Source organism: Amycolatopsis sp. NPDC104863 (assembly GCF_055582965.1).
The window spans coordinates 62,372-80,859 of sequence record NZ_JBVJOW010000001.1 but is presented as its reverse complement, the minus strand read 5'-3'; the positions used below and the strand labels follow the sequence as shown (position 1 = coordinate 80,859).

The following is an 18,488-nucleotide window of genomic DNA, read 5'->3' as shown; positions in this document are numbered from 1 at the left end:
CCGTGGACCCGGTCGCCGACGGGCTGCGGACGCTGTTCCGCGACCTGAACGGCGAGTTCGGCGCGGCCCCGATGCGGGTGCTGGAGGCCGCTTTCTGGGTCACCGCGCCGGACGGCGCCCGTGCCGTGCGGATCACGGTCGACGGCGGCGCCGCCCGGGTGTCCAGCGATCCGGTGCCCGCGCCCGCGTGCGGGTCCGTCCGGCGCCGGGCCGGCCGGCTGGTGGCTCGCTGGGCGCCGGTGCCGGACGCGGCGGCCTACGTCGTCCGGCTCGTCCGCCGCGGCGTCACGGTCCGCTCGGTGGTCGTCCGCGGCACGACGGCGGAACTGCCGTTCTGCCCGCTGCGCCGGCGCCGCCGGTACGCGGTCGTGGTCGCGGCCGGCACCCGCGTCCGCGGCCCGGGAACTGCTTTGCCCATCACACAAGGAAGGTGAAACCCATGGAGTACCAGAAGATCAGCTCGAAGGTGGCCGGCTCCGGCGTCCAGGAGTTCGACCAGTCGGCCGAAGCGGCCCGCGAGCGCGTGGCCATCGGCAACGGCGTCTGCCGGGCGCTGGTGGTGCAGTGGCTCGCGGCGAAGGCCCGCGGCGAGGACTACTGGACGAACCGCGGCACGGTGGCCGAACCGTTGCTGGCCGCGGCGACGAGGTTGTCCCAGGCGGTCGACCTGCAGGCGGAGTACGCACGGGTGGCCGGTTCGCGGTTCGTGGTCGACGCGGCGACGGAGAAAGCGCTCTCCGCGGCGGGCCTCGGGTTCGTCATCCGCGACACGACGGCGTCGGCGCAGTGGGGCTTCGCCTCGGTGAAGCCGAACGACGAGCCCGAGAAGATCGTCAGCGCGGCGTTCGACCGCCGGTCGAGCGCCTTCATCCTGTCGATCAAGGGCGGCTCGGGCGGCCATTCCCTGGGCCTGCACCGCGACGGCCGCGGTCACGTCCGCCTGTTCGACCCGAACATCGGCGAGTTCGACGCCCGCTCCGAGAGCGAGCTCCGCACCCTGCTGGTCTCGATCGGCGCGGCGTACCGGACGCACGGGATGGACCTGCACGACAGTTATATCTTGTGGAGCTTCACCGGCTGACGCGAGCCCGCGCCGCGAGCGGTTCGCTCGCGGCGCGGACGCTCACTGCCCGTGGAAGACCTGCCCCACGACGATCGCCGCGACCAGACCGGCCACGCACAGCAGGGTGACCACGACGATCAGGCCCCACGGCCGCCCGGACCGCGGGTTCGCGGGAGGCCGCGCGGGCATGCGCGCGACCTCCGGAAACCCGTCCGCGATCAGCGCTTCACGAGACGGCGCGATATCGCCGAGCGACAGCGCTTCACACGCCTTCACGACGTCGTCGGCCGACCAGACCGACCCGGCGTTGCCACTCCTCAGCAGTGTCCGGAGGTCGTGTCCGATGCCGAGCACGAGCTTGGCGCTGCCGTGCGGCCGGGTGCCTCCCATCTGCACCCCGGTCCCCCTCGGCAGGAGGACGGCTACGCCGGTCACGAACATCGCGCCGCTCTCGGTGAGTCCGCCGACGGCATGCCGGACCGCGCCGACCGCCGCCTTCAGGCGGCTCGCCGGGTTCGGCGCCCATTCGCTCCCCAGGAACGCGAGCGGCTCGCTCCCCACCAGCCACTGCCCCGTCTCCGAAACGACGAGCGGCCCGGACTGCCTGCGGGTCATCCTGGTCACCTGGATCGCCAGGACCCGGGCGGGCATGAACACCAGTGCATCCAGGCGGTGGGACCCGCCGATCCGGTCCAGGTGGACGTCGAACATCGCCACGCCGGGGATGCCGTCCCGGCCCGAGCCCCACTTTTCGATCGCCCGGCGCAGCATGCCGGCGGCGGACGGCAAGGCGGCTTCCCGGCCGATGGTGTCCCGCTTGAGTGCGATCAACATCGTTACCCCTCCCCCGGGCCGGCCGCCTTGACGTCCGCACGACAGTACCCTCAGCCCTCGGCCGCGCAGAAGCGGTCGGCCGGCGGGCGCTTCCCCGTCACCAGGAACTCCGTCACCGCGCTGTTCCCGCACTTGTTGGCCGCGAACAGGTACGCGCCGTGGCCGCCCTGGTCGATCGTCACCATCCGGGCGCGGTCGCCGAAGGCCTGGCGCAGCTTGCGGGCGTTGACCAGCGGGGTGCCCGGGTCACGCTCGTTCTGCACCAGCAGCACGTTCGACGGCCCGCGGTCGGTGATCCGCACCTTCGGCTCCACCGGCGCCGACGGCCAGTACGCGCACGCCGCGATGTTCGCCGACGCCGCGCCGATCAGCGGGTAGCGGATCCGGTCGACCGCGACGTCGGCCTGGTAGCCCGCCACCGAGCGTGGCCAGCTCGAATCCCCGCACAGCACGTAGAACCGGGCCGCCAGGACGTTGTCCGTCTTCGGGGGCTCGGCCGTCAGCTTCGGCTCTTCGCCCTTGTCCAGCGACTTCCACGCCGCCAGCAGCTCCCGGAACTGCCCGTCGGAGTACAGGTCGCTGAAGGTGATGCCGCGGAACACCGAACCGTCGATGCCCGCCACCGGCGCCTTGTCCAGCCGGGCCGCGAGCTCGTGGTACTTCGCCGTCACCTGTGCCGGGGTGAGGCCCAGGCCGGGCGCGGCGAACTTCGCGAAGTCCGGGAACCGCTCCTCCATGCCCCGGCCGAACGCGCGCATCGCGGTGATGTCGTAGCCGCCCGGGCCGAGGTTGCTGTCCAGCACGAACCGGTCGCTGCGCCGCGGGAACATCGTGGTGTACACCGAACCCAGGTACGTCCCGTACGACGCGCCCAGAAAGGACACTGTGGACTCGCCGAGCGCTTCGCGGATGCGGTCCATGTCCCGTGCCGTGTTCGCCGTGGTGACGTACGGCAGCATCCAGCCGGACTTCGACGTCGCGCACTGCTTCGCTTCGGCCTTCGCGACCTCGGCCTGCTCGAGCACGTCCGCCGGGCCGTTCGCGTACGGCAGGTTGCCGCGCGCGATCTGCGCCGGGGTCAGGTCGCAGGTCACCGGGGTGCTGTGCCCGACCCCGCGCGGGTCGAACCCGATGATGTCGTAGGAGTCCCGCACGCTCTGCGGCAGCGGCGACGGCAGCTGCGGGATCGTCAGCACGCCCGGGTAGTCCAGGCCCTCCCCGCCGGGGCCGCCCGGGTTGGTCAGCAGCACCCCGCGCCGCTTCTCCGGGTTCGGGCTAGCCAGGCGCGACACCGCCAGGTCGATCTTGCGGCCGTCCGGGTTCCGGTAGTCCAGCGGCACCTGCAGCGTGGCACACTGCAGGCCCGGGAACGGGGCGACGTCCGCGGGGCACGCACCCCACTTCAGCCCCGTGGCCGTGGCGGCCGCACCCGGCACCACCGCCGTGGTCAGCGCGGTCGCGGTGAGCACGGTCACCAGCAACACTTTTCGCATCGGTTTCCCCTCGATCTTCGGCACGCCGGTGGTCACCGGCGCGGTTCCCAGCGGAACAGGCGGGAGGCCAGGGTGATCGCGACGACGACCCAGGCCAGGGTGGGCGCGAGCAGGACCAGCGAGTCGCTCCAGGCGACCCCGCCGTTCCACGCGTTGAGCACCAGCTCGGTCGCCGAGCCGCCGGGCAGCAGGCGCTTGAGCAGGGTCAGCTCGCTCGTGCCGGTGGCGCCGACCCAGCCGGCCACGGCGATGACCCCGACGCTGAGCGGCAGCGTGGTGACCTGCGCGTGCTCGGGCGAGTTCGTCAGGCCGGCCGTGGCCAGCCCCAGCGCGAGCATCATGACCACCGTCACGACGACCGCCACGACCAGCAGGAGCGGGTTGTCCGGCCGCTTGGTTACGCCGGCCAGCACCCCCAGGATCACGGCGACCTGCACCAGCGTGATCGTGGTGATCGGCGCCAGCAGCCCGGCGAGGATGCCGGTGTCGCCCGCCGCGGTGGAGCGCAAGCGCTTGAGGAAGAGGTTCTGCCGGCGGGAGGCCAGCGTGGTCACCGTGGTCGTGTAGAGGCCGATGCCGAGCACGAAGAACAGCGCCAGCGTCGCGATGTACCCGACGCTCCCGACCTCCTCGAACAGCTCGTGCCGGTAGATGAGGAACGCGCTGAAGGCGAGCGGCAGCAGCAGGGCGGTGACCAGCACGAGCCGGTTCCGGAAGATCTGGATCAGCTCTCCGCGAGCGATCGAAAGCATGGGAAGGGTCCCTTTCTCAGGAGTGGCCGATGGCGCGGAAGACGTCGTCGAGGCGGGTCGGGCCGGCTTCGAGCCCGCGCAGCTCCAGCGCGTTGTCCCGCGCCCAGCCGAGCAGCGTGTGGAGGTCCTTCTGCAGCGCGAAGGTCTCGATGAGGAACCTGCCGTCCTCGCCGCGCGTGGCCTGCAACGGCGGCGCCGGAGCATGGGCCGGGAGTCCGAAGTGGATGTTCGAGGGCAGAGTGCGCGTCAGCTCGGCGACGGTGCCTTCGCGGTGGAAGGCGCCCTGGTGCATCAGGCCGATGCGGTCGGCGCGCTGCTGCGCCTCTTCGAGGTAGTGGGTGGTGAGCACGATCGTCGAGCCCGCTTCGCGCAGCCGGTCGACGGCGTCCCAGAGGGCGTCGCGGGACTGGATGTCGAGGCCGGTGGTGGGCTCGTCGAGGAAGATCAGCTCCGGCGTCCCGTACACGGCGGTGGCGAAGTCCAGCCGCCGCTTCTCGCCGCCGGAAAGCTGGGACACCTTCGTGCCGGCCTTGCGGGTGAGGTCGACGATGCCGAGGACCCGCCCGACGTCGTCGGTCCGCTCGGTGAGCCGCCCGATCAGCGCGACGGACTCCCGCACGGTCAGGTCCGGGGAGAAGCCGCTCTCCTGCAGCATGATCCCCATCCGCGGCCGGACGGCGGCGCGGTCGCGCGGGCTCTTCCCGAAGACCCGCACGGTGCCCGAGGTCGGCGCGCGGTGGCCTTCGACGGTCTCCAGGGTCGAGGTCTTCCCGGCGCCGTTCGTGCCGAGCAGCGCGTACAGCTCTCCGCGTTCCACCTGGAACGAGAGGTCTTTGACGGCGTGGAATCCGCCGTAGGTGAGGTTCAGGCGGGCTACGTCGATGACGGGTGTCGTGGACATGCCCCGAATTCCAGCGGTTCGCCCGCCCGCCCGGCAGTGTGACCACGTCACCCCAAGACATGACGCGGTGTCACTGGTGGCGCCCGCCCAGGCCGTTAGTCTCGGGTCATGGACGTGCCCACGATCGCGCGCCGCACGTCCTGGACCGGGGGTGCGGTCCAGGAGCGGCTGCGCCGGCTGAACCTCGTCACCACGGTGCCGCCGCTGGCGATCGTCGGTGTGCTGATGCTGGTGCTCACCGCCCGCTCGTGGTGGCACGTCCTGCTGCAGGGGGTGGGCCTGGCGGCCGCGCTGGCGACGGCGGAGCGCTGGACCGCGGGCGACTTCATCCGCGTCGCCCGGCCCTGCCTGGCCGTGACGGCGGTGGTCTGGCTCGCCGGCGCGCTGAGCGACGACACGGCGGCGTTCTACGGGCTGTCCATCGTGGGCTCGTTCCTCATCCCGCCGCTCCCCCGCCACCGCGTCGCGTCGCTGGCCGGGCTGGCCGCGCTGGTCGCCGCGTTCGGCGCCGCGAACCCGTTGATGTACCCGGACAGGACCGGCGGACGGCTGCTGCAGTACGTCGCGATCCCCGCCGCCGCCGTGGTGGTCTCGACCGCGTTCATGTTCGTCAGCCAGCGGTTCTACGACCTGGTCGCGGAGCTGGAGCAGTCGCGCGACCGCGAGGCGGACCTCGCCGTGGTCCGCGAACGCATGCGGTTCGCCAGCGACCTGCACGACATCCAGGGGCACACGCTGCACGTGGTGAAGCTGAAGGTCGCCCTGGCCGAAAAGCTGGTGGACAGCGACCTCGAGCGGGTCAAGGAGGAGCTGCGCGAGGTGCACACCCTCGTCGGCGACACGATCGTGCAGACCAAGGAGCTCGCCTACGCCCAACGGCGGCTCAACCTGTCCGCCGAGCTGGAGAACGCGAAGAACCTCTTCGAAGCCGCGGGCATCCACGTGCGCGTCGACCGCGAGGCCGAAGTGGACGCCCGGGCGGGCGAGCTGCTCGGCCAGGTCCTGCGCGAGACGACGACCAACATCCTGCGCCACGCCCAGGCGCGGCAGGTGCGGATCACGCTCACCGCGTCCGGGATCACCATCGTCAACGACGGGGTGCCGGAGGCCGGACCGCCCGAGCTCAACGGGCTCGCGACGTTGAAGCAGCGGCTGGCCGACAACGGCGGTGAGCTGGAGGTGGAGCAGCGGGACGGCCGGTTCGTGACGGCGGCCGCGTTCCCGCGGTGGAAGGAGGCCCGATGACCACGGTGGTGCTGGCCGACGACGAAGTCCTGCTCCGCAAGGCGCTGGCGTCCCTGCTGCCGCTCGAAGGCGAGATCACCGTTGTGGCCGAGGCGGAAGACGGCGCGGCCGCGGTGCGGGCGACACTGGAGCACCGGCCCGACGTGCTGGTGATCGACCTCGAGATGCCCCGGGTGGACGGTCTGGGCGCGGTCGCGGAAATCCGCCGTTCCCGGCCGGAGCAGGTGATTCTGATGCTGACCCGGCACGCGCGGCCCGGCGTGCTGCGGAAGGCGCTGAAGCTCGGCGTCCAGGGTTTTGTCAGCAAGTCCGCGGAACCGGCGCACATCACGTCGGTGATCAAGGCGCTGCACGAGGGCAAGCGCTGGATCGACCCGGACGTCTCGGCGCTGGCCGTCGTCGACGACTGCCCGCTGACCGACCGCGAGATCGACGTCCTGCGGGCGACGCGCGAGGGGTTCTCGGTCGCGGACATCGCGGGCCAGCTGCACCTCGCGGAAGGCACGGTGCGCAACTACCTGTCGAACGCGATGCAGAAGACCCAGACCCGGACGCGCCACGAAGCCGCGCGCTACGCCCGGGAACACGACTGGCTCTGACCCGCCTGCGACGGATCGGCCCACCTGGAGTGAGCCGATCCGTCATCGCGGCCGAGGTGGTCAGCCGCGCAGCAGGGCGAGGATCTGGTTCAGCAGGTTGACCAGGGCCTGCAGGTTGGACAGCGGGCCCGGGTCGAGCAGGCCGGCGATCGCGCACAGCAGGTTGCCGAGCAGGTTGCCGGGGCCGGACTCGGCCGTGATGTTCAGGTGCACCTGGTTGAGGTGGACGACCAGGCCGAGCAGGTCGAGGTCGAGCGGCCCGAGCACCAGGTCGAGGATCTGGCAGGACGCCGCCGCGACGCCGACCGGCACGCTGACCGCGCGGGACTCGGTGCCGACCTGCCGGCCCGCGGAGTCCGTCATCGTCACGTCGGCGACGCCGTTGGCCAGCAGGGTGCTGCCGTCGGCGACGAAGTCCGTGGGGGTGAAGGTGCCGGCCGCGGTGCCGGTGCCGCCCGACGCGTCGGTGAACGTGCCGGTCAGCGGGGTGGCCAGCGCCGGAACGGGCGGCGCGGCCGGGGCGGGAGCGGCGAGCGCGGTGCCCGCGCCGGTGAAGAGGGCGACCAGCGCCGTGACGAGCACGGCGATGATCGCCGCGCGGCCGGTGTTCTTGACTCTCATGGTGGGCTCCTTCGACGGAGGAATGGGACGCTCCAGGGATCCACCAAAACGGCGACGAGAAACACGATCGGCGCGAATTACCCGGGTGAGCAATCTCAACTGATCGACATCGGTTCGCGCCGTAACCGATCCGGCGCCGGGTCGTTTGCGACCGCCGGTTTTCCGGGTCGATTTTCCTTACTGTAGCACGTTTATCGAGATGAGGAGCCTCCGGATCGTCGCAAGAGGACAGTCCACTTCGACCGGATGTGACAGACCGGGAAAAATGTTCCCAGCTCCCGTTGAACCGAATGCACGCCCGCCGTTGCACCCGAATGTCGGCACTGTGATCACCCGGCGTTCCCGCGTCACCGGTTCTCGTCGCGCAGGGAATGGATCATGCTCCGCAGAATCTTCGACGCGCCGGCCTGATCAGCCTCGGTCAGCCCGGCCAGCATCCTGATCTCGACGGACCGGACCGCGACGGTCGCCTTCTCGAGGCTCCGCCGGCCGCGGGGCGTGAGCCGCGTTGGCAGGACCTTCCCGACGGGCGCCTCCGTGGGCCTGGTCACGTAGCCGTCCCGCTCCAGGGTCTGGAGCAGCACGTTCATCGACTGCCGCGTCACGAAGGCGCCGCGGGCGAGCTCGGAGTTCGACAGGCCCGGCCGCTGGGCCAGCAGCTCCAGGCAGGAGTAGTGCGTCACGGTCATCCCGAGCGGCCGCAGCACGGCCTCCATGGCCGCGCGCAGGGCGCTCGACGCCTCCTTCAGCAGGTAGCCCAGTGACGTCTCGAGGTCGACACCGTCTTGACTCATGTCAGCATTCTGACATAGAGTCGCCCGTGTCAGAAGACTGACACGACGAAAAGGAGCAGCACCCATGCCCGCCACCGGCCCCGACTTCCTCTCGCTCCAAGCACGCGACCTCGCCGCCTCGCAGGCGTTCTACGAGCAGTACCTCGGCCTGGTCCGCTCGCCGGCCGGACCTCCCCACGCCGTGGTCTTCGAGACGAAGCCGATCGCGTTCGCCCTCCGCGACGTCGTTCCCGGCACCGATCTCGCCTCCGTCGCCCAGCCCGGGATCGGTGCCGCGATCTGGCTGCACGCCACGGACGTCCAGGCCATTCACGACGCTCTGGCCGCCGACGGCCACAAGATCGTCTCAGCGCCGATCGACGGCCCCTTCGGCCGGACGTTCACCTTCGCCGACCCCGACGGTTACCACGTCACGCTCCACGACCGCGGCTGACCGCCCCGGTCTCGGCGTCGCGGAAGGCCGCCACGTGGGCCGAGGCGCACTGGCCCGGCACGTCGTCCGCCAGCACGACGCTGCCGGTGATCGTCACCGGCGGCTCCAGCTCGATCGCGCGAACCCGGGCCGACCCGATCTCCCCCACCTGCCCGGCGGGCAGCACCGCCCAGCTGTCCGGATCGGAGCCGACCTCGACGACGGTGTCCCGGGGTGTGCCGGCCGGGCGGCCGAGCCGCGGGCGGATCCCGGCGTCGCGCAGCGCGGTGGTGACGGCGTCGTGCAGGGGCGGGTCGAGCTGCCGCGAGGGGATCCGCAGGGCGCTCCCGGCCAAGCCGGCGAGGCCGACGGTGGCGCGGCCCGCGGCGGCGTGCCGGGCGGAGACGACCGCGAGCAGCGGCTCGGTCCACGTCGGCAGCACGCTGAGCCCGGGCGCCGAATGCACTCCGCGGGCCAGCGCCAGGTCGAGGTCACCCTCGCGCAGGGCGTCCAGCCGGGCGGCGACGGGGAGGTCGACGAGCACGACGTCGAGGGTCGCCACGGTCCGCCGCAAGGTGTCGATGCCCCGCTCCAGCCGGGCGGTGAGCCCGGCGGCCGTCCCGATCCGCAACGCGCCCGCCGGCAGACCGGCGGCAACCTTGACCCGCTCGGCGGCCGCAAGCGCGTCCCGAGCCGCGGTGAGCACCCGGCGCCCGGCCGCGGTCAGCCGAACCCGCCGCGGCGAGCGGTCGAGCAGCCGGACGCCCAGCTCCCGTTCCAGCCGCGCGATCTGGCGGCTGACCGCGGGCTGCGCGATGTGCAGCCGCTCGGCGGCCCGGCCGAAGTGGAGCTCGTCGGCGACCGTCACGAAGTACCGCAGGGTCCGAAGTTCCACCGTTCCTCCTGCGTGGCTTCGACGATGTCATCAGGTTATCGCTGCGCGTCGGTTTCGGATCTGGTTCACCGGACGGCGTCGTGCTGAAGTCGGGGCATGACCATCGAATTGGGCGTGCTGGGCGCGCACCTGCGCGAAGACGAAGTCACGCCGGACGGCGCCGTCGAGCTCGAAAAGGCCGGTTACGGGACGCTGTGGCTGGACGCCTCTCCCCCGCCGGACCTCGCGCAGGCGGAGGAGCTGCTCGACGCCACCACCCGGTTGGTGGTCGGCACCAGCGTGGTGAACGCCTGGACCGCCGAGCCGGCGATCGTCGCGGCCTCGTACCACCGCATCGAGGCGCGCCACCCGGGTCGGTTCGTGCTCGGGGTGGGGATCGGTCACCGCGAGGTCCACGCCGAGTATGTGTCACCGTACGAGAAGCTGGTGTCCTATGTGGACGCGTTGACGGCGGCCGGGGTGCCGGCCGGGCGGATGGTGCTCGCCGCGCTCGGCCCGCGGATGCTGCGGCTGGCCCGGGACCGGACGGCCGGGACGGTGCCGTGCCTGGTGACCCCCGAGCACACCCGCCGGGCCCGGGAGATCCTCGGAGCGGGGAAACTGCTGTTGCCCGGCCATTTCGTTTTGCTGGAAGGGAATGTCGAGCGCGCCCGGGCGATCGCGCGGTCGGCCCCGCCGGGAACGGCTCTGCAGGTGACGAACTACGCGGCCAACCTCCGGCGGCTGGGATTCACCGACGAGGACCTCGCGGGCACGGGCAGCGACCGCTTGATCGACGCGCTGGTTTTGCACGGCACCCCGGCAGCGGTCGCGGCGGGCGTGGCAGCGCATCGCGACGCGGGTGCGGACCATGTGGGGATCTATCCGCTCGGGGATGACTTGATCGGCACGCTGCGCGAAGTAGCTGAAGCGGTTCTCGGCGCCTGACCGATCGGCGCGCCGGGCGGAGCCGCCGAAACCGATCCCGGCACATGACCGATCAGCGCACCGCACGGAGCTGCCGAAGCCGATCCCTGCTGCCTAACCGAACGGCACTCCGCGCGCCGCCGACGCCATTCCCCGGCGCCCAACCGATCGACACACCGCGCGCCGCCGCCGAAACCGATCCCGGCGACTGACCGACCAGCGCACCGCGCGCGGCTGCCGAGCGGTTCCCCGGTGCCAACAGCTCAGCACTCCGCGCGCAGCCAGCGAAACCGGTCCCGGCAGCAGCCAACCCGACCACCATGCCGCAAGCAGTCGCGAGCCGGTTTCAGCGCTCAGCCAGCTAGCGCACCCCGCGCAGTCAAACCCGATCCCGGCAACCGCGCCCAACCACCGAAGTCGTTCCCTAGCCCGCACCTCCCGCGGCCGGCCGCTGCAGTCCCAAGTGGTCACGCAAGGTCGACCCTTCATACTCCGTCCGGAACCGGCCCTTGCTCTGCAAGATCGGCACCACATGATCGACAAACGCCGTCAACTCGTACGGCAGCGTCGACCCCATGATCGTGAACCCGTCCACAGCCCCGGCGTCCTGCCACTCCAGCACGTGCGTCGCGAGCTGCTCCGGCGTCCCCACGAAATGGAACTGCCCGGCGCCGCTCTTCAGCTGCGAAGCCACCTCGCGCAGCGAAGCCGACGGTTGAGCCCGCGAAGCGGCGAACAGCTGCTCCGCGCGGCTCGACACGTTCGCCGAGCCCCTCCACAACTCCGCCGGCAGCGGCACGTCCGGGTCGTAGCCGTCCGGGTCGAGGCCCGCCGTGTACAGCACGTTCTGCCAGCGGAACTCCGGGCTCGACAGGTCCTCCAGCCGCTGCGCGCGCTCCCGCGCCTCGGCCTCGGTCCCACCCAGGGTCAGCATCAGCGCCGGGAGGACGAGGACCTGGCCCGGGTCGCGGCCCGCGGCCGCCGCCTGGGCGTGGAGGTCCGCTCGGAACGCCACCGCCGCCTCCAGCGACGGCGGCCCGGAGAACACCAGCTCCGCAAAACGCGCGGCCAGCGCGACCCCGGCCGGGGACTGGCCGGCCTGGACCAGCACCGGCCGCCCCTGCGGGGAACGCGGGAACGGCAAGATCCCTTCGACGTCGTAGAACTCGCCGTGGAAACGGGGCGCGTGCAGCTTGGCGCGATCCGCCCACACCCCACGCTCGCGGTCGCCGACCACCGCGTCGTCGTCCCAGCTGTCCCACGCTCGGGTCACGACGTCGACGAACTCGTGGGCGCGTGTGTACCGGTCCGCGTGGTCGGGATGGGCGCGCTCGCCGAAGTTCGCCGCGGCCAGCGGGGTGATCGTGGTGACGATGTTCCAGCCCGCCCGGCCGCCGCTGAGGTGGTCGAGCGTGGCGAACCGGCGGGCCAGCTCCCACGGCTTGTTGTACGTCGTGGAGCCGGTCCCGATCAGTCCGATGTGGCTGGTGACCGCGGCCAGCGCCGAAAGCACCGAGATCGGGTCGAACTGCGTCTGCGGCAGGTGCGTGGCCCGGTACTCGGCGATGGCGATGTTGTCGGCCAGGAAGATCGTGTCCATCAACCCGCGCTCAGCGATGCGCGCGATCTCGGCGTAGTACGGCAGCCCGAGCACACCGCGCACGTCGTCGGAGACCACGCGCCAGGCGGACTCGTGGTAGCCGTTCGGCCAGATGAACGCGTTGAAGTGCAGCTGTCCCGCGTCCGCCATCTCAGGCCAGCCCCTGCTGCGACAGCCAGTCCTTCGCCACGTCCGCCGCCTGCTCACCGTCGGAGTCCACACGCTTGTTCAGGTCGCGCATGATGTCGGTGGTCAGCTTCGCGCTCACGGCGTTGACCACGGCCGCGAAGTCCGGGCCCCGCTCGTCGAGCACCTTCTTGTTCACCGCCGGCACCACGTTCTCCGTCGGGACCATGCTGAGGTCGTCCTTGAGCGCGACGTACTTCGCGTCGCCGGCCGGCGGGCTCACCGAGTCCACCGGGATCACCGTCACGGCTCCGGAGTCGAGCTGCTGGATCCGCGGCCCGAACTCCTGGACGGTCTGGAACGACGCGTTGGTCAGCTTGTAGACGTCGGTGAAGCCCTTGAAGCAGGTGAGCCGCTTCTCGCACTCCGGCCCGCCGGCCAGGACGACCTTGTCGAGCTTCTTCAGGTCGCTGATGTTCGCGAGGCCCTTCGACTTCGCCAGGTCGGCCTTCACGATGTAGGTGTTCTTGTCCTCGGCCGCGGCGAAGTCCAGCAGCGAGACGCCGCTCGGCTCGAACAGCTTCGCCAGCTGCTCGTGCTCACCCTTCGCGTCCTTCACCGGCTCCGCGCCGAACCCGGTGGTGATCGCCGATCCCTGGTATTCCGGGATGAACTGGAGCTCACCGGACTTCAGCGACGGGTAGATCAGCTCCCGCGACCCCAGGTTCAGCTTCTTCGTGACCGGGTAGCCCTTCGCCTGGAGCGCGGCGGCGTAGATCTCGGCCAGGATCTGGCTGTCGGTGAAGTTGAACGACGCGACGACGATCGGCGCGCCGCCCTTGCCCTGCGCGGCGGGCTGGTCGCTGCCCCCGCCGCCGCACGCGGCCAGGCCCAGGGCGGCCACACCCACCAGCACGGCCGCTCGGATCTTCCGGCTCCAGCTCACGACGCACTCTCCTCGTTCCACGGATCGAACGAATGGAACCCTAACCAGCACCACCGACAGAAACCACATGCTGGGATTCCGCTCAGCGCCAGCCGAGCTCCGGGGCGACGTGCGTCAGGATGCTTTCCAGCACGTGGGTGTTGTAGTCGACGCCGAGCTGGTTCGGGATGGTCAGCAGCAGGGTGTCCGCGGCCTGGACGGCCTCGTCCTCCTCGAGCTCCCGCACCAGTTCGTCCGGCTCCGCGGCGTAGGACCGGCCGAAGATCGCCCGGGTGTTCTCGTCGATCATGCCGACCTGGTCGCGTGAGTTGCGGTCCCGGCCGAAGTAGGCCCGGTCCAGGTCGTTCGTCAGCGCGAAGATGCTGCGGCTGACCGACACCCGCGGCTCCCGTTCGTGACCGGCCTCCTTCCACGCCTCGCGGTAGGCCTCGATCTGCTTGCGCTGCTGGACGTGCAGGGGCTCGCCGGTCTCGTCGTCCTTGAGCGTGGAGCTCTGCAGGTTCATGCCCAGCTTCGCGGCCCAGACGCTGGTCGCGTTCGAGCCCGAGCCCCACCAGATGCGCTCGCGCAGGCCCTCGGAGTGCGGCTCGAGGCGCAGCAGCCCCGGCGGGTTCGCGAACATCGGCCGCGGGTTCGGCTGCGCGAAACCCTCGCCTTCGAGCAGCTTGAGGAAGACCTCGGTGCGGTCACGCGCCATGTCCGCGTCGGTCTCGCCCTCGGCCGGGGCGTAGCCGAAGTAGCGCCAGCCCTCGATCACCTGCTCGGGGGACCCCCGGCTGATGCCGAGCTGGAGCCGGCCGCCGGAGATGAGGTCGGCCGAGCCCGCGTCCTCGACCATGTAGAGCGGGTTCTCGTAGCGCATGTCGATCACGCCGGTGCCGATCTCGATCTTCGACGTGCGCGCGCCGATGGCCGCGAGCAGCGGGAACGGACTCGCCGCCTGCCGCGCGAAGTGGTGCACGCGGAAGTACGCGCCGTCGACGCCGAGCTCCTCGGCCGCGACCGCCAGGTCGATCGACTGGTGCAGGAAGTCCGCCGCCGACCGCGTCTCGGAGTACGCGCCCGCCGACCAGTGGCCGAATGACAGAAAACCGATCTTCTTCACGCACCGTGCAAGCGCTCGACGTCCGGGTTTGATTCCGCAAGGGACGAGACGCGGCCGACATCACGAATGGGAAACGCGGACGCTGGGTACCCAGCCTGCACGAAGCCCGAGGCCATGGGGGGTCCGAGCGGAGACAGGGAGGAGTACATCGTGCATCGACATACTCCGGAACCGAGCACCGGAAGCGACACGGACAGCGAGCCCGCCGGCGTCGGCGCGAGCACGCCGATCGACCCGGCGGTGCGGACGAGTTTCGAAGAGCTCGTGCCCGCGGAGTCCGGCGAGATCTCGGTGCTGCGCCGGAAGCTGACCGCCTGGCTCGACGAGCTTCCCCTGGACGAAGACACGAGCTACGACGTCGTCCTGGCCACCTACGAGGCACTGGCCAACACGGCCGCGCACGCCTATCCCGAGGGCGGCGGCTGGGCCCGGCTGTACGCGGACTGGGCGGGTGACACGGTCACCGTCGTCGTCAGCGACACCGGCCGCGGCGGCGCCGTCAAGCGCGTCGGCGAGGCGCCGCTGACTTCGGGCGGCCGCGGGCTGCGCCTGATCGACGAGGTCACCGACCAGGCGACCGTCGACACCGGCGAGCGCGGCACCCGCGTGACGATGATCTGGCGGCCCGCCGCGCTGCGGTCCTGATCCACTCACGCCCCCGACGAACGAGGGGTTGACCGCCGCCGGGGCGAGGAGTGGCATGGACGCCGTGATGCGCCTGCGCTCCGCCGCCGTGACCGCCGCCCTCGCCGGATGCCTGGTCGTCCCGGCGCCCGCTTCCGCTTCCGCCGGCCCCGCGCTGGGGTTCGACCTCGACGCGGCCACCATTCCCGAGCTCCAGCAGCGGATGGACCACGGCGGTCTCACGGCCGTGCGGCTGACCGCGGCCTACCTCGAGCGCATCGACACCGTGGACCGGAAGGTCCACGCGGTGGTCGCCGTCGACCCCGGCGCGCTGCGGGCGGCGGCCGCCAGCGACGCCCGCCGCCGGGCCGGGCACACGCTCGGGCAGCTGGACGGGATCCCGGTGCTGCTCAAGGACAACATCGACACGCGGACCCTGCCGGCCACGGCCGGGTCACGCGCACTGCCGCGCACGCGGCCGGCCGCCGACGCGGCGCTCGTGAACCGGCTCCAACGCGGCGGCGCCGTCATCCTCGGCAAGACCAACCTGTCCGAATGGGCCAACTTCCGCTCGACGCACTCGACGTCCGGCTGGTCCGGGATCGGCGGCCAGACGAACAACCCGTACGTCCTCGACCGCAACCCGTGCGGCTCGTCCTCCGGGTCCGGCGCGGCCGTGGCGGCCACCCTCGCGCAGGTCGCGATCGGCACCGAGACCGACGGCTCGATCGTGTGCCCGGCCGGCGCCAACGACGTCGTCGGCGAGAAGCCGACCCTGGGCCTGGTCAGCCGGACCGGGGTGGTGCCGATCTCGGCCGAGCAGGACACCGCCGGGCCGATGGCCCGCCACGTCGTCGACACCGCCGTCACGCTGTCCGTCCTGCAGGGACCCGACCCGGCCGACCCCGCCACGGCCGCCATTCCCGCCGGTCAGCCGCGCGACTACGCGGCGCTGCTGCGCCCGGGAGCCCTGAGCGGCGCCCGCATCGGCGTCTGGCGGCTGGCCGGTCTGGACGCCGACGTCGACCGCGTCGTCCAGGACTCCGTCCGCACGCTGGCCGCACGCGGCGCGACCGTCGTCGAGGTCGACCTGCCCTACCAGGACCGGATCGGCGCGGCGGAGTCCCCCGCGCTGCTCACCGAGTTCCGGCGCGACCTGAACGCGTACCTGACGCACCGGCCGGGTCACCCGGCGACGCTGAGCGAGCTGATCGCCTTCAACCGGCGTGACCCGGTCGAGCTGTCGAAGTTCGGCCAGGAGCTGTTCGAGCAGGCGGCGGCCGCCCCTGGCCCGAGCGACCCGGTCTACCGCGAGCAGCGCGCGACGGCCACGAACCTGGCGCGCCGCTCGATCGACGAGACGCTCGCCCGGTACCACCTGGACGCCGTGGTCGCCCCGACCAACAGTCCGGCGTGGAAGACGACGTACGGCACCGGGGACGCGTTCGTGCTCGGTTCGTCGACCCCGGCGGCGGTCGCCGGCTACCCGAACGTTTCGGTGCCCGCCGGGTTCGCGGGCCCGCTGCCGATCGGCGTGTCGTTCTTCGCCGGCCGCTGGGCCGACGCGCGGGTCCTCGCGCTCGCCGCGGCGTTCGAACGCGCGGCCCCGGCCCGCCGGGCGCCGGCCTACCTGCCCACGATCGGGTGAGTCAGCGCCGGTAGCTGTCCGCGGCGATCCGGACGAAGCTGCGCACCAGCGGGCTGCGGCCGGTCTCCGGCCACGCCACGACCAGGTCGCTCGGCGGCCGCCCCGCCAGCGGCACGACCCGCAATCCCGCCGGCAGGGGCTGGTCGACCGGCGCGAGGGCCGCGGTCCCGTTCCACAGCACCGCCTGCACGCACTCCTGGACGGTCCGCAGCACCGGCGCCGCGTCCCCGGGCGCGCCGCCGGTCCAGTACGCCGTCCACGCCGGGTCGGTGTCGTCCGGGAGCCGGACCCAGCGGCGGCCCGCCAGGTCGGCGGACGCCACCGAGTCCCGCCCGGCCAGCGGGTCGTCGTCGCGCATGAGCACGCCGACCGGCACCGAGCGCAGCACGTGCGTGCCGAACCCCGTGGTGTCGAAGGGAGTCCGGGTCAGCGCGACGTCGACGAGCCCGGCGCGCAGCCCCGCCGTCGGGTCGCCGAGGTCGGCTTCGTGGACGCTCACGGTCACGTGCGGGTGGCGGGCCCGGAACAGCGTCACCAGCCGGCCGCCGACGTGCTCGGCCGCGTCGGCCAGGGTCCCGATCGCCAGGGTCGCGGCGCCGGCCGCCGCCGTCACCCGGCCGCGGATCCGGTCGGCCTGCCCCAGCAGCGCCGCGGCTTCGTCGTGGAGCACCGCTCCGGCCGGTGTGAGCGTGACGCCTTTGGGCGTGCGGTCGAAGAGGGTGACGCCGAGCTCGTCCTCCAGCTGCCGGATCGCCCGGCTGAGCGGCGGCTGGGTCATGTGCAGCCGGCTCGCCGCGCGCCCGACGTGCCGCTCCTCGGCCACCGCGACGAAGTACCGGAGCGAGCGCAGGTCCACCCCGAACACGATACCGGCGCGGTATCGAGTTCACCGAGCCGGACTTGGACACCCCGGGCCGTGGCGGCCGACGATCGAAGGCATGACCCCTTTGACGATCGGCTGCTACGAGTACGACACGACCCGCGCGCTCTTCGACGATCCCGAGCCCGGGTTCACCGCAAAATCCGCCCCCACGCTGCCGGACATCTTCGAACGCGCGATCAGCGGGCACGAGTACGACATCGCCGAGCTCGGCCTGACCTTCTACCTGCGCCTGCTCGAGGAGGACCTGCCGTACGTGGCGCTGCCGATCTTCCCGAACCGCGTGTTCCGCCATTCGTGCGTCTTCGTCCACCGGGGGTCCGGGATCACCGGTCCGGGTGATCTCGTCGGCCGGACCATCGGCGAGTTCGGCACGTACGGCCAGGATTCCGGCGTGTGGGCCAAGGGAATCCTCATGGACGAGCACGGCTTCGAGCCCCGCCGCAACCGCTGGGTGATCGGCGGCCTCGAGCACCCGTCCCGGCCGTTCGGCTTCATCCCCCACCCGCACCCGGACGACCTCGACGTGTCCGAAGCGCCCGAAGGCCGGACGCTGAACTCGATGCTCGAAACCGGCGAGATCGACGCGCTGTTCACGGCGAACGTCCCGCAGTGCGTGCTCGACGGGTCACCGGACGTCGTCCGGCTGTTCCCCGACTTCGAGCCGCTCGAACGTGACTACCACCGGCGCACCGGGATCTTCCCGATCATGCACACGATCGTCGTCCGGCGGGACCTGCTGGCGGAGGTGCCCGGCCTCGCCCGTGACGTCTACCGCGTCTTCTCCACGGCGAAGGACACCGCGGCCGACCGCTACCGCAGCGCCCGGCGGCTCTACGAGGTGCAGACCATGGTGCCGTGGATGAACGCGCTGGTGGAGCGCAACGAAGCGGAGTTCGGCGCGGACTGGTGGCCCTACGGCGTCGCCGTCAACCGCGCCACGCTGGAGACTTACCTGCGCTACCACCACGAACAAGGGCTGTCTTCGCGGCGGTGGACGGTCGAGGAGCTGTTCACCCCGGAGCTGCTCGGCACGTGAGTACG

20 protein-coding genes are annotated in these 18,488 nt (G+C 71.8%); 9 read left to right on the top strand and 11 right to left on the bottom strand.

What is annotated here, in order from left to right:
* Positions 1–2 precede the first annotated feature (2 nt).
* Together ACZ63J_RS00405 and ACZ63J_RS00400 are read left to right on the top strand one after the other, a co-directional pair.
* Positions 3–434: a hypothetical protein gene (locus ACZ63J_RS00405; protein WP_465400628.1), complete on the top strand. Its 432-nt coding sequence runs from the start codon at positions 3–5 to the stop codon at positions 432–434.
* 5 nt (positions 435–439) lie between these two features.
* Positions 440–1,081 (top strand): YopT-type cysteine protease domain-containing protein, encoded by a 642-nt coding sequence (locus ACZ63J_RS00400; RefSeq protein WP_465400629.1) that lies wholly within the window; start codon positions 440–442, stop codon positions 1,079–1,081.
* A 42-nt stretch (positions 1,082–1,123) separates the two neighbouring features.
* Here the strand turns inward: ACZ63J_RS00400 and ACZ63J_RS00395 are convergent, their stop codons facing one another.
* From ACZ63J_RS00395 to ACZ63J_RS00380, 4 genes are read right to left on the bottom strand one after another with little or no spacing between them, the layout of a single operon-like run.
* Positions 1,124–1,897: a hypothetical protein gene (locus tag ACZ63J_RS00395; protein ID WP_465400630.1), complete on the bottom strand. Its 774-nt coding sequence runs from the start codon at positions 1,895–1,897 to the stop codon at positions 1,124–1,126.
* 50 nt (positions 1,898–1,947) lie between these two features.
* On the bottom strand, positions 1,948–3,390 hold the full coding sequence (locus ACZ63J_RS00390; protein ID WP_465400631.1) for an alpha/beta hydrolase: 1,443 nt from the start codon (positions 3,388–3,390) through the stop codon (positions 1,948–1,950).
* Between the two features lie 32 nt (positions 3,391–3,422).
* Positions 3,423–4,142 carry an ABC transporter permease gene (locus tag ACZ63J_RS00385; RefSeq protein WP_465400632.1) on the bottom strand — a complete coding sequence of 240 codons (720 nt, stop codon included), beginning with the start codon at positions 4,140–4,142 and terminating at the stop codon, positions 3,423–3,425.
* A 16-nt stretch (positions 4,143–4,158) separates the two neighbouring features.
* Entirely contained in the window at positions 4,159–5,043 is an 885-nt protein-coding gene (locus ACZ63J_RS00380; RefSeq protein ID WP_465314503.1) for an ABC transporter ATP-binding protein, read from the bottom strand.
* A 108-nt stretch (positions 5,044–5,151) separates the two neighbouring features.
* Between ACZ63J_RS00380 and ACZ63J_RS00375 the strand changes: the two genes are divergently transcribed.
* Positions 5,152–6,288, top strand: coding sequence for a sensor histidine kinase (locus ACZ63J_RS00375; RefSeq protein ID WP_465400633.1), 1,137 nt, complete (start codon positions 5,152–5,154; stop codon positions 6,286–6,288).
* Positions 6,285–6,887 carry a response regulator transcription factor gene (locus ACZ63J_RS00370; protein WP_465340010.1) on the top strand — a complete coding sequence of 201 codons (603 nt, stop codon included), beginning with the start codon at positions 6,285–6,287 and terminating at the stop codon, positions 6,885–6,887. The genes ACZ63J_RS00375 and ACZ63J_RS00370 overlap by 4 nt, the downstream gene beginning before the upstream one ends.
* Before the next feature lie 60 nt (positions 6,888–6,947).
* Here ACZ63J_RS00370 and ACZ63J_RS00365 read toward each other — a convergent pair whose 3' ends face one another.
* Positions 6,948–7,508 carry a hypothetical protein gene (locus ACZ63J_RS00365; protein ID WP_465400634.1) on the bottom strand — a complete coding sequence of 187 codons (561 nt, stop codon included), beginning with the start codon at positions 7,506–7,508 and terminating at the stop codon, positions 6,948–6,950.
* A 347-nt stretch (positions 7,509–7,855) separates the two neighbouring features.
* Complete coding sequence (locus ACZ63J_RS00360; protein WP_465400635.1) at positions 7,856–8,302, bottom strand: MarR family winged helix-turn-helix transcriptional regulator; 447 nt, start codon at positions 8,300–8,302, stop codon at positions 7,856–7,858.
* Positions 8,303–8,366: 64 nt separating this feature from the next.
* Between ACZ63J_RS00360 and ACZ63J_RS00355 the strand changes: the two genes are divergently transcribed.
* On the top strand, positions 8,367–8,735 hold the full coding sequence (locus tag ACZ63J_RS00355) for a VOC family protein (RefSeq protein WP_465400636.1): 369 nt from the start codon (positions 8,367–8,369) through the stop codon (positions 8,733–8,735).
* On the opposite strand, the gene ACZ63J_RS00350 is transcribed toward ACZ63J_RS00355, so the two are convergent.
* A complete protein-coding gene (locus ACZ63J_RS00350) occupies positions 8,713–9,609 on the bottom strand; it encodes a LysR family transcriptional regulator (protein ID WP_465400637.1) in 897 nt (298 codons plus the stop codon). The genes ACZ63J_RS00355 and ACZ63J_RS00350 overlap by 23 nt on opposite strands.
* A 96-nt stretch (positions 9,610–9,705) precedes the next feature.
* On the opposite strand from ACZ63J_RS00350, the gene ACZ63J_RS00345 reads away from it, so the two are divergent.
* Positions 9,706–10,536 carry a TIGR03620 family F420-dependent LLM class oxidoreductase gene (locus ACZ63J_RS00345; RefSeq protein ID WP_465400638.1) on the top strand — a complete coding sequence of 277 codons (831 nt, stop codon included), beginning with the start codon at positions 9,706–9,708 and terminating at the stop codon, positions 10,534–10,536.
* A gap of 403 nt (positions 10,537–10,939) precedes the next feature.
* Here ACZ63J_RS00345 and ACZ63J_RS00340 read toward each other — a convergent pair whose 3' ends face one another.
* From ACZ63J_RS00340 to ACZ63J_RS00330, 3 genes are all read right to left on the bottom strand, one after another.
* Positions 10,940–12,265 carry an NtaA/DmoA family FMN-dependent monooxygenase gene (locus ACZ63J_RS00340; RefSeq protein WP_465400639.1) on the bottom strand — a complete coding sequence of 442 codons (1,326 nt, stop codon included), beginning with the start codon at positions 12,263–12,265 and terminating at the stop codon, positions 10,940–10,942.
* A gap of 1 nt (position 12,266) precedes the next feature.
* Positions 12,267–13,187: an ABC transporter substrate-binding protein gene (locus tag ACZ63J_RS00335; RefSeq protein ID WP_465340001.1), complete on the bottom strand. Its 921-nt coding sequence runs from the start codon at positions 13,185–13,187 to the stop codon at positions 12,267–12,269.
* 82 nt (positions 13,188–13,269) lie between these two features.
* Positions 13,270–14,292: an LLM class flavin-dependent oxidoreductase gene (locus tag ACZ63J_RS00330; RefSeq protein ID WP_465400640.1), complete on the bottom strand. Its 1,023-nt coding sequence runs from the start codon at positions 14,290–14,292 to the stop codon at positions 13,270–13,272.
* Positions 14,293–14,442: 150 nt separating this feature from the next.
* On the opposite strand from ACZ63J_RS00330, the gene ACZ63J_RS00325 reads away from it, so the two are divergent.
* Together ACZ63J_RS00325 and ACZ63J_RS00320 are read left to right on the top strand one after the other, a co-directional pair.
* Complete coding sequence (locus ACZ63J_RS00325; RefSeq protein ID WP_465339998.1) at positions 14,443–14,937, top strand: ATP-binding protein; 495 nt, start codon at positions 14,443–14,445, stop codon at positions 14,935–14,937.
* Positions 14,938–14,992: 55 nt separating this feature from the next.
* A complete protein-coding gene (locus ACZ63J_RS00320; RefSeq protein ID WP_465400641.1) occupies positions 14,993–16,564 on the top strand; it encodes an amidase in 1,572 nt (523 codons plus the stop codon).
* 1 nt (position 16,565) lies between these two features.
* Here the strand turns inward: ACZ63J_RS00320 and ACZ63J_RS00315 are convergent, their stop codons facing one another.
* Positions 16,566–17,420, bottom strand: coding sequence for a LysR family transcriptional regulator (locus tag ACZ63J_RS00315; protein ID WP_465400642.1), 855 nt, complete (start codon positions 17,418–17,420; stop codon positions 16,566–16,568).
* A gap of 82 nt (positions 17,421–17,502) precedes the next feature.
* On the opposite strand from ACZ63J_RS00315, the gene ACZ63J_RS00310 reads away from it, so the two are divergent.
* Positions 17,503–18,483 carry a substrate-binding domain-containing protein gene (locus tag ACZ63J_RS00310; protein ID WP_465400643.1) on the top strand — a complete coding sequence of 327 codons (981 nt, stop codon included), beginning with the start codon at positions 17,503–17,505 and terminating at the stop codon, positions 18,481–18,483.
* Positions 18,484–18,488 lie beyond the last annotated feature (5 nt).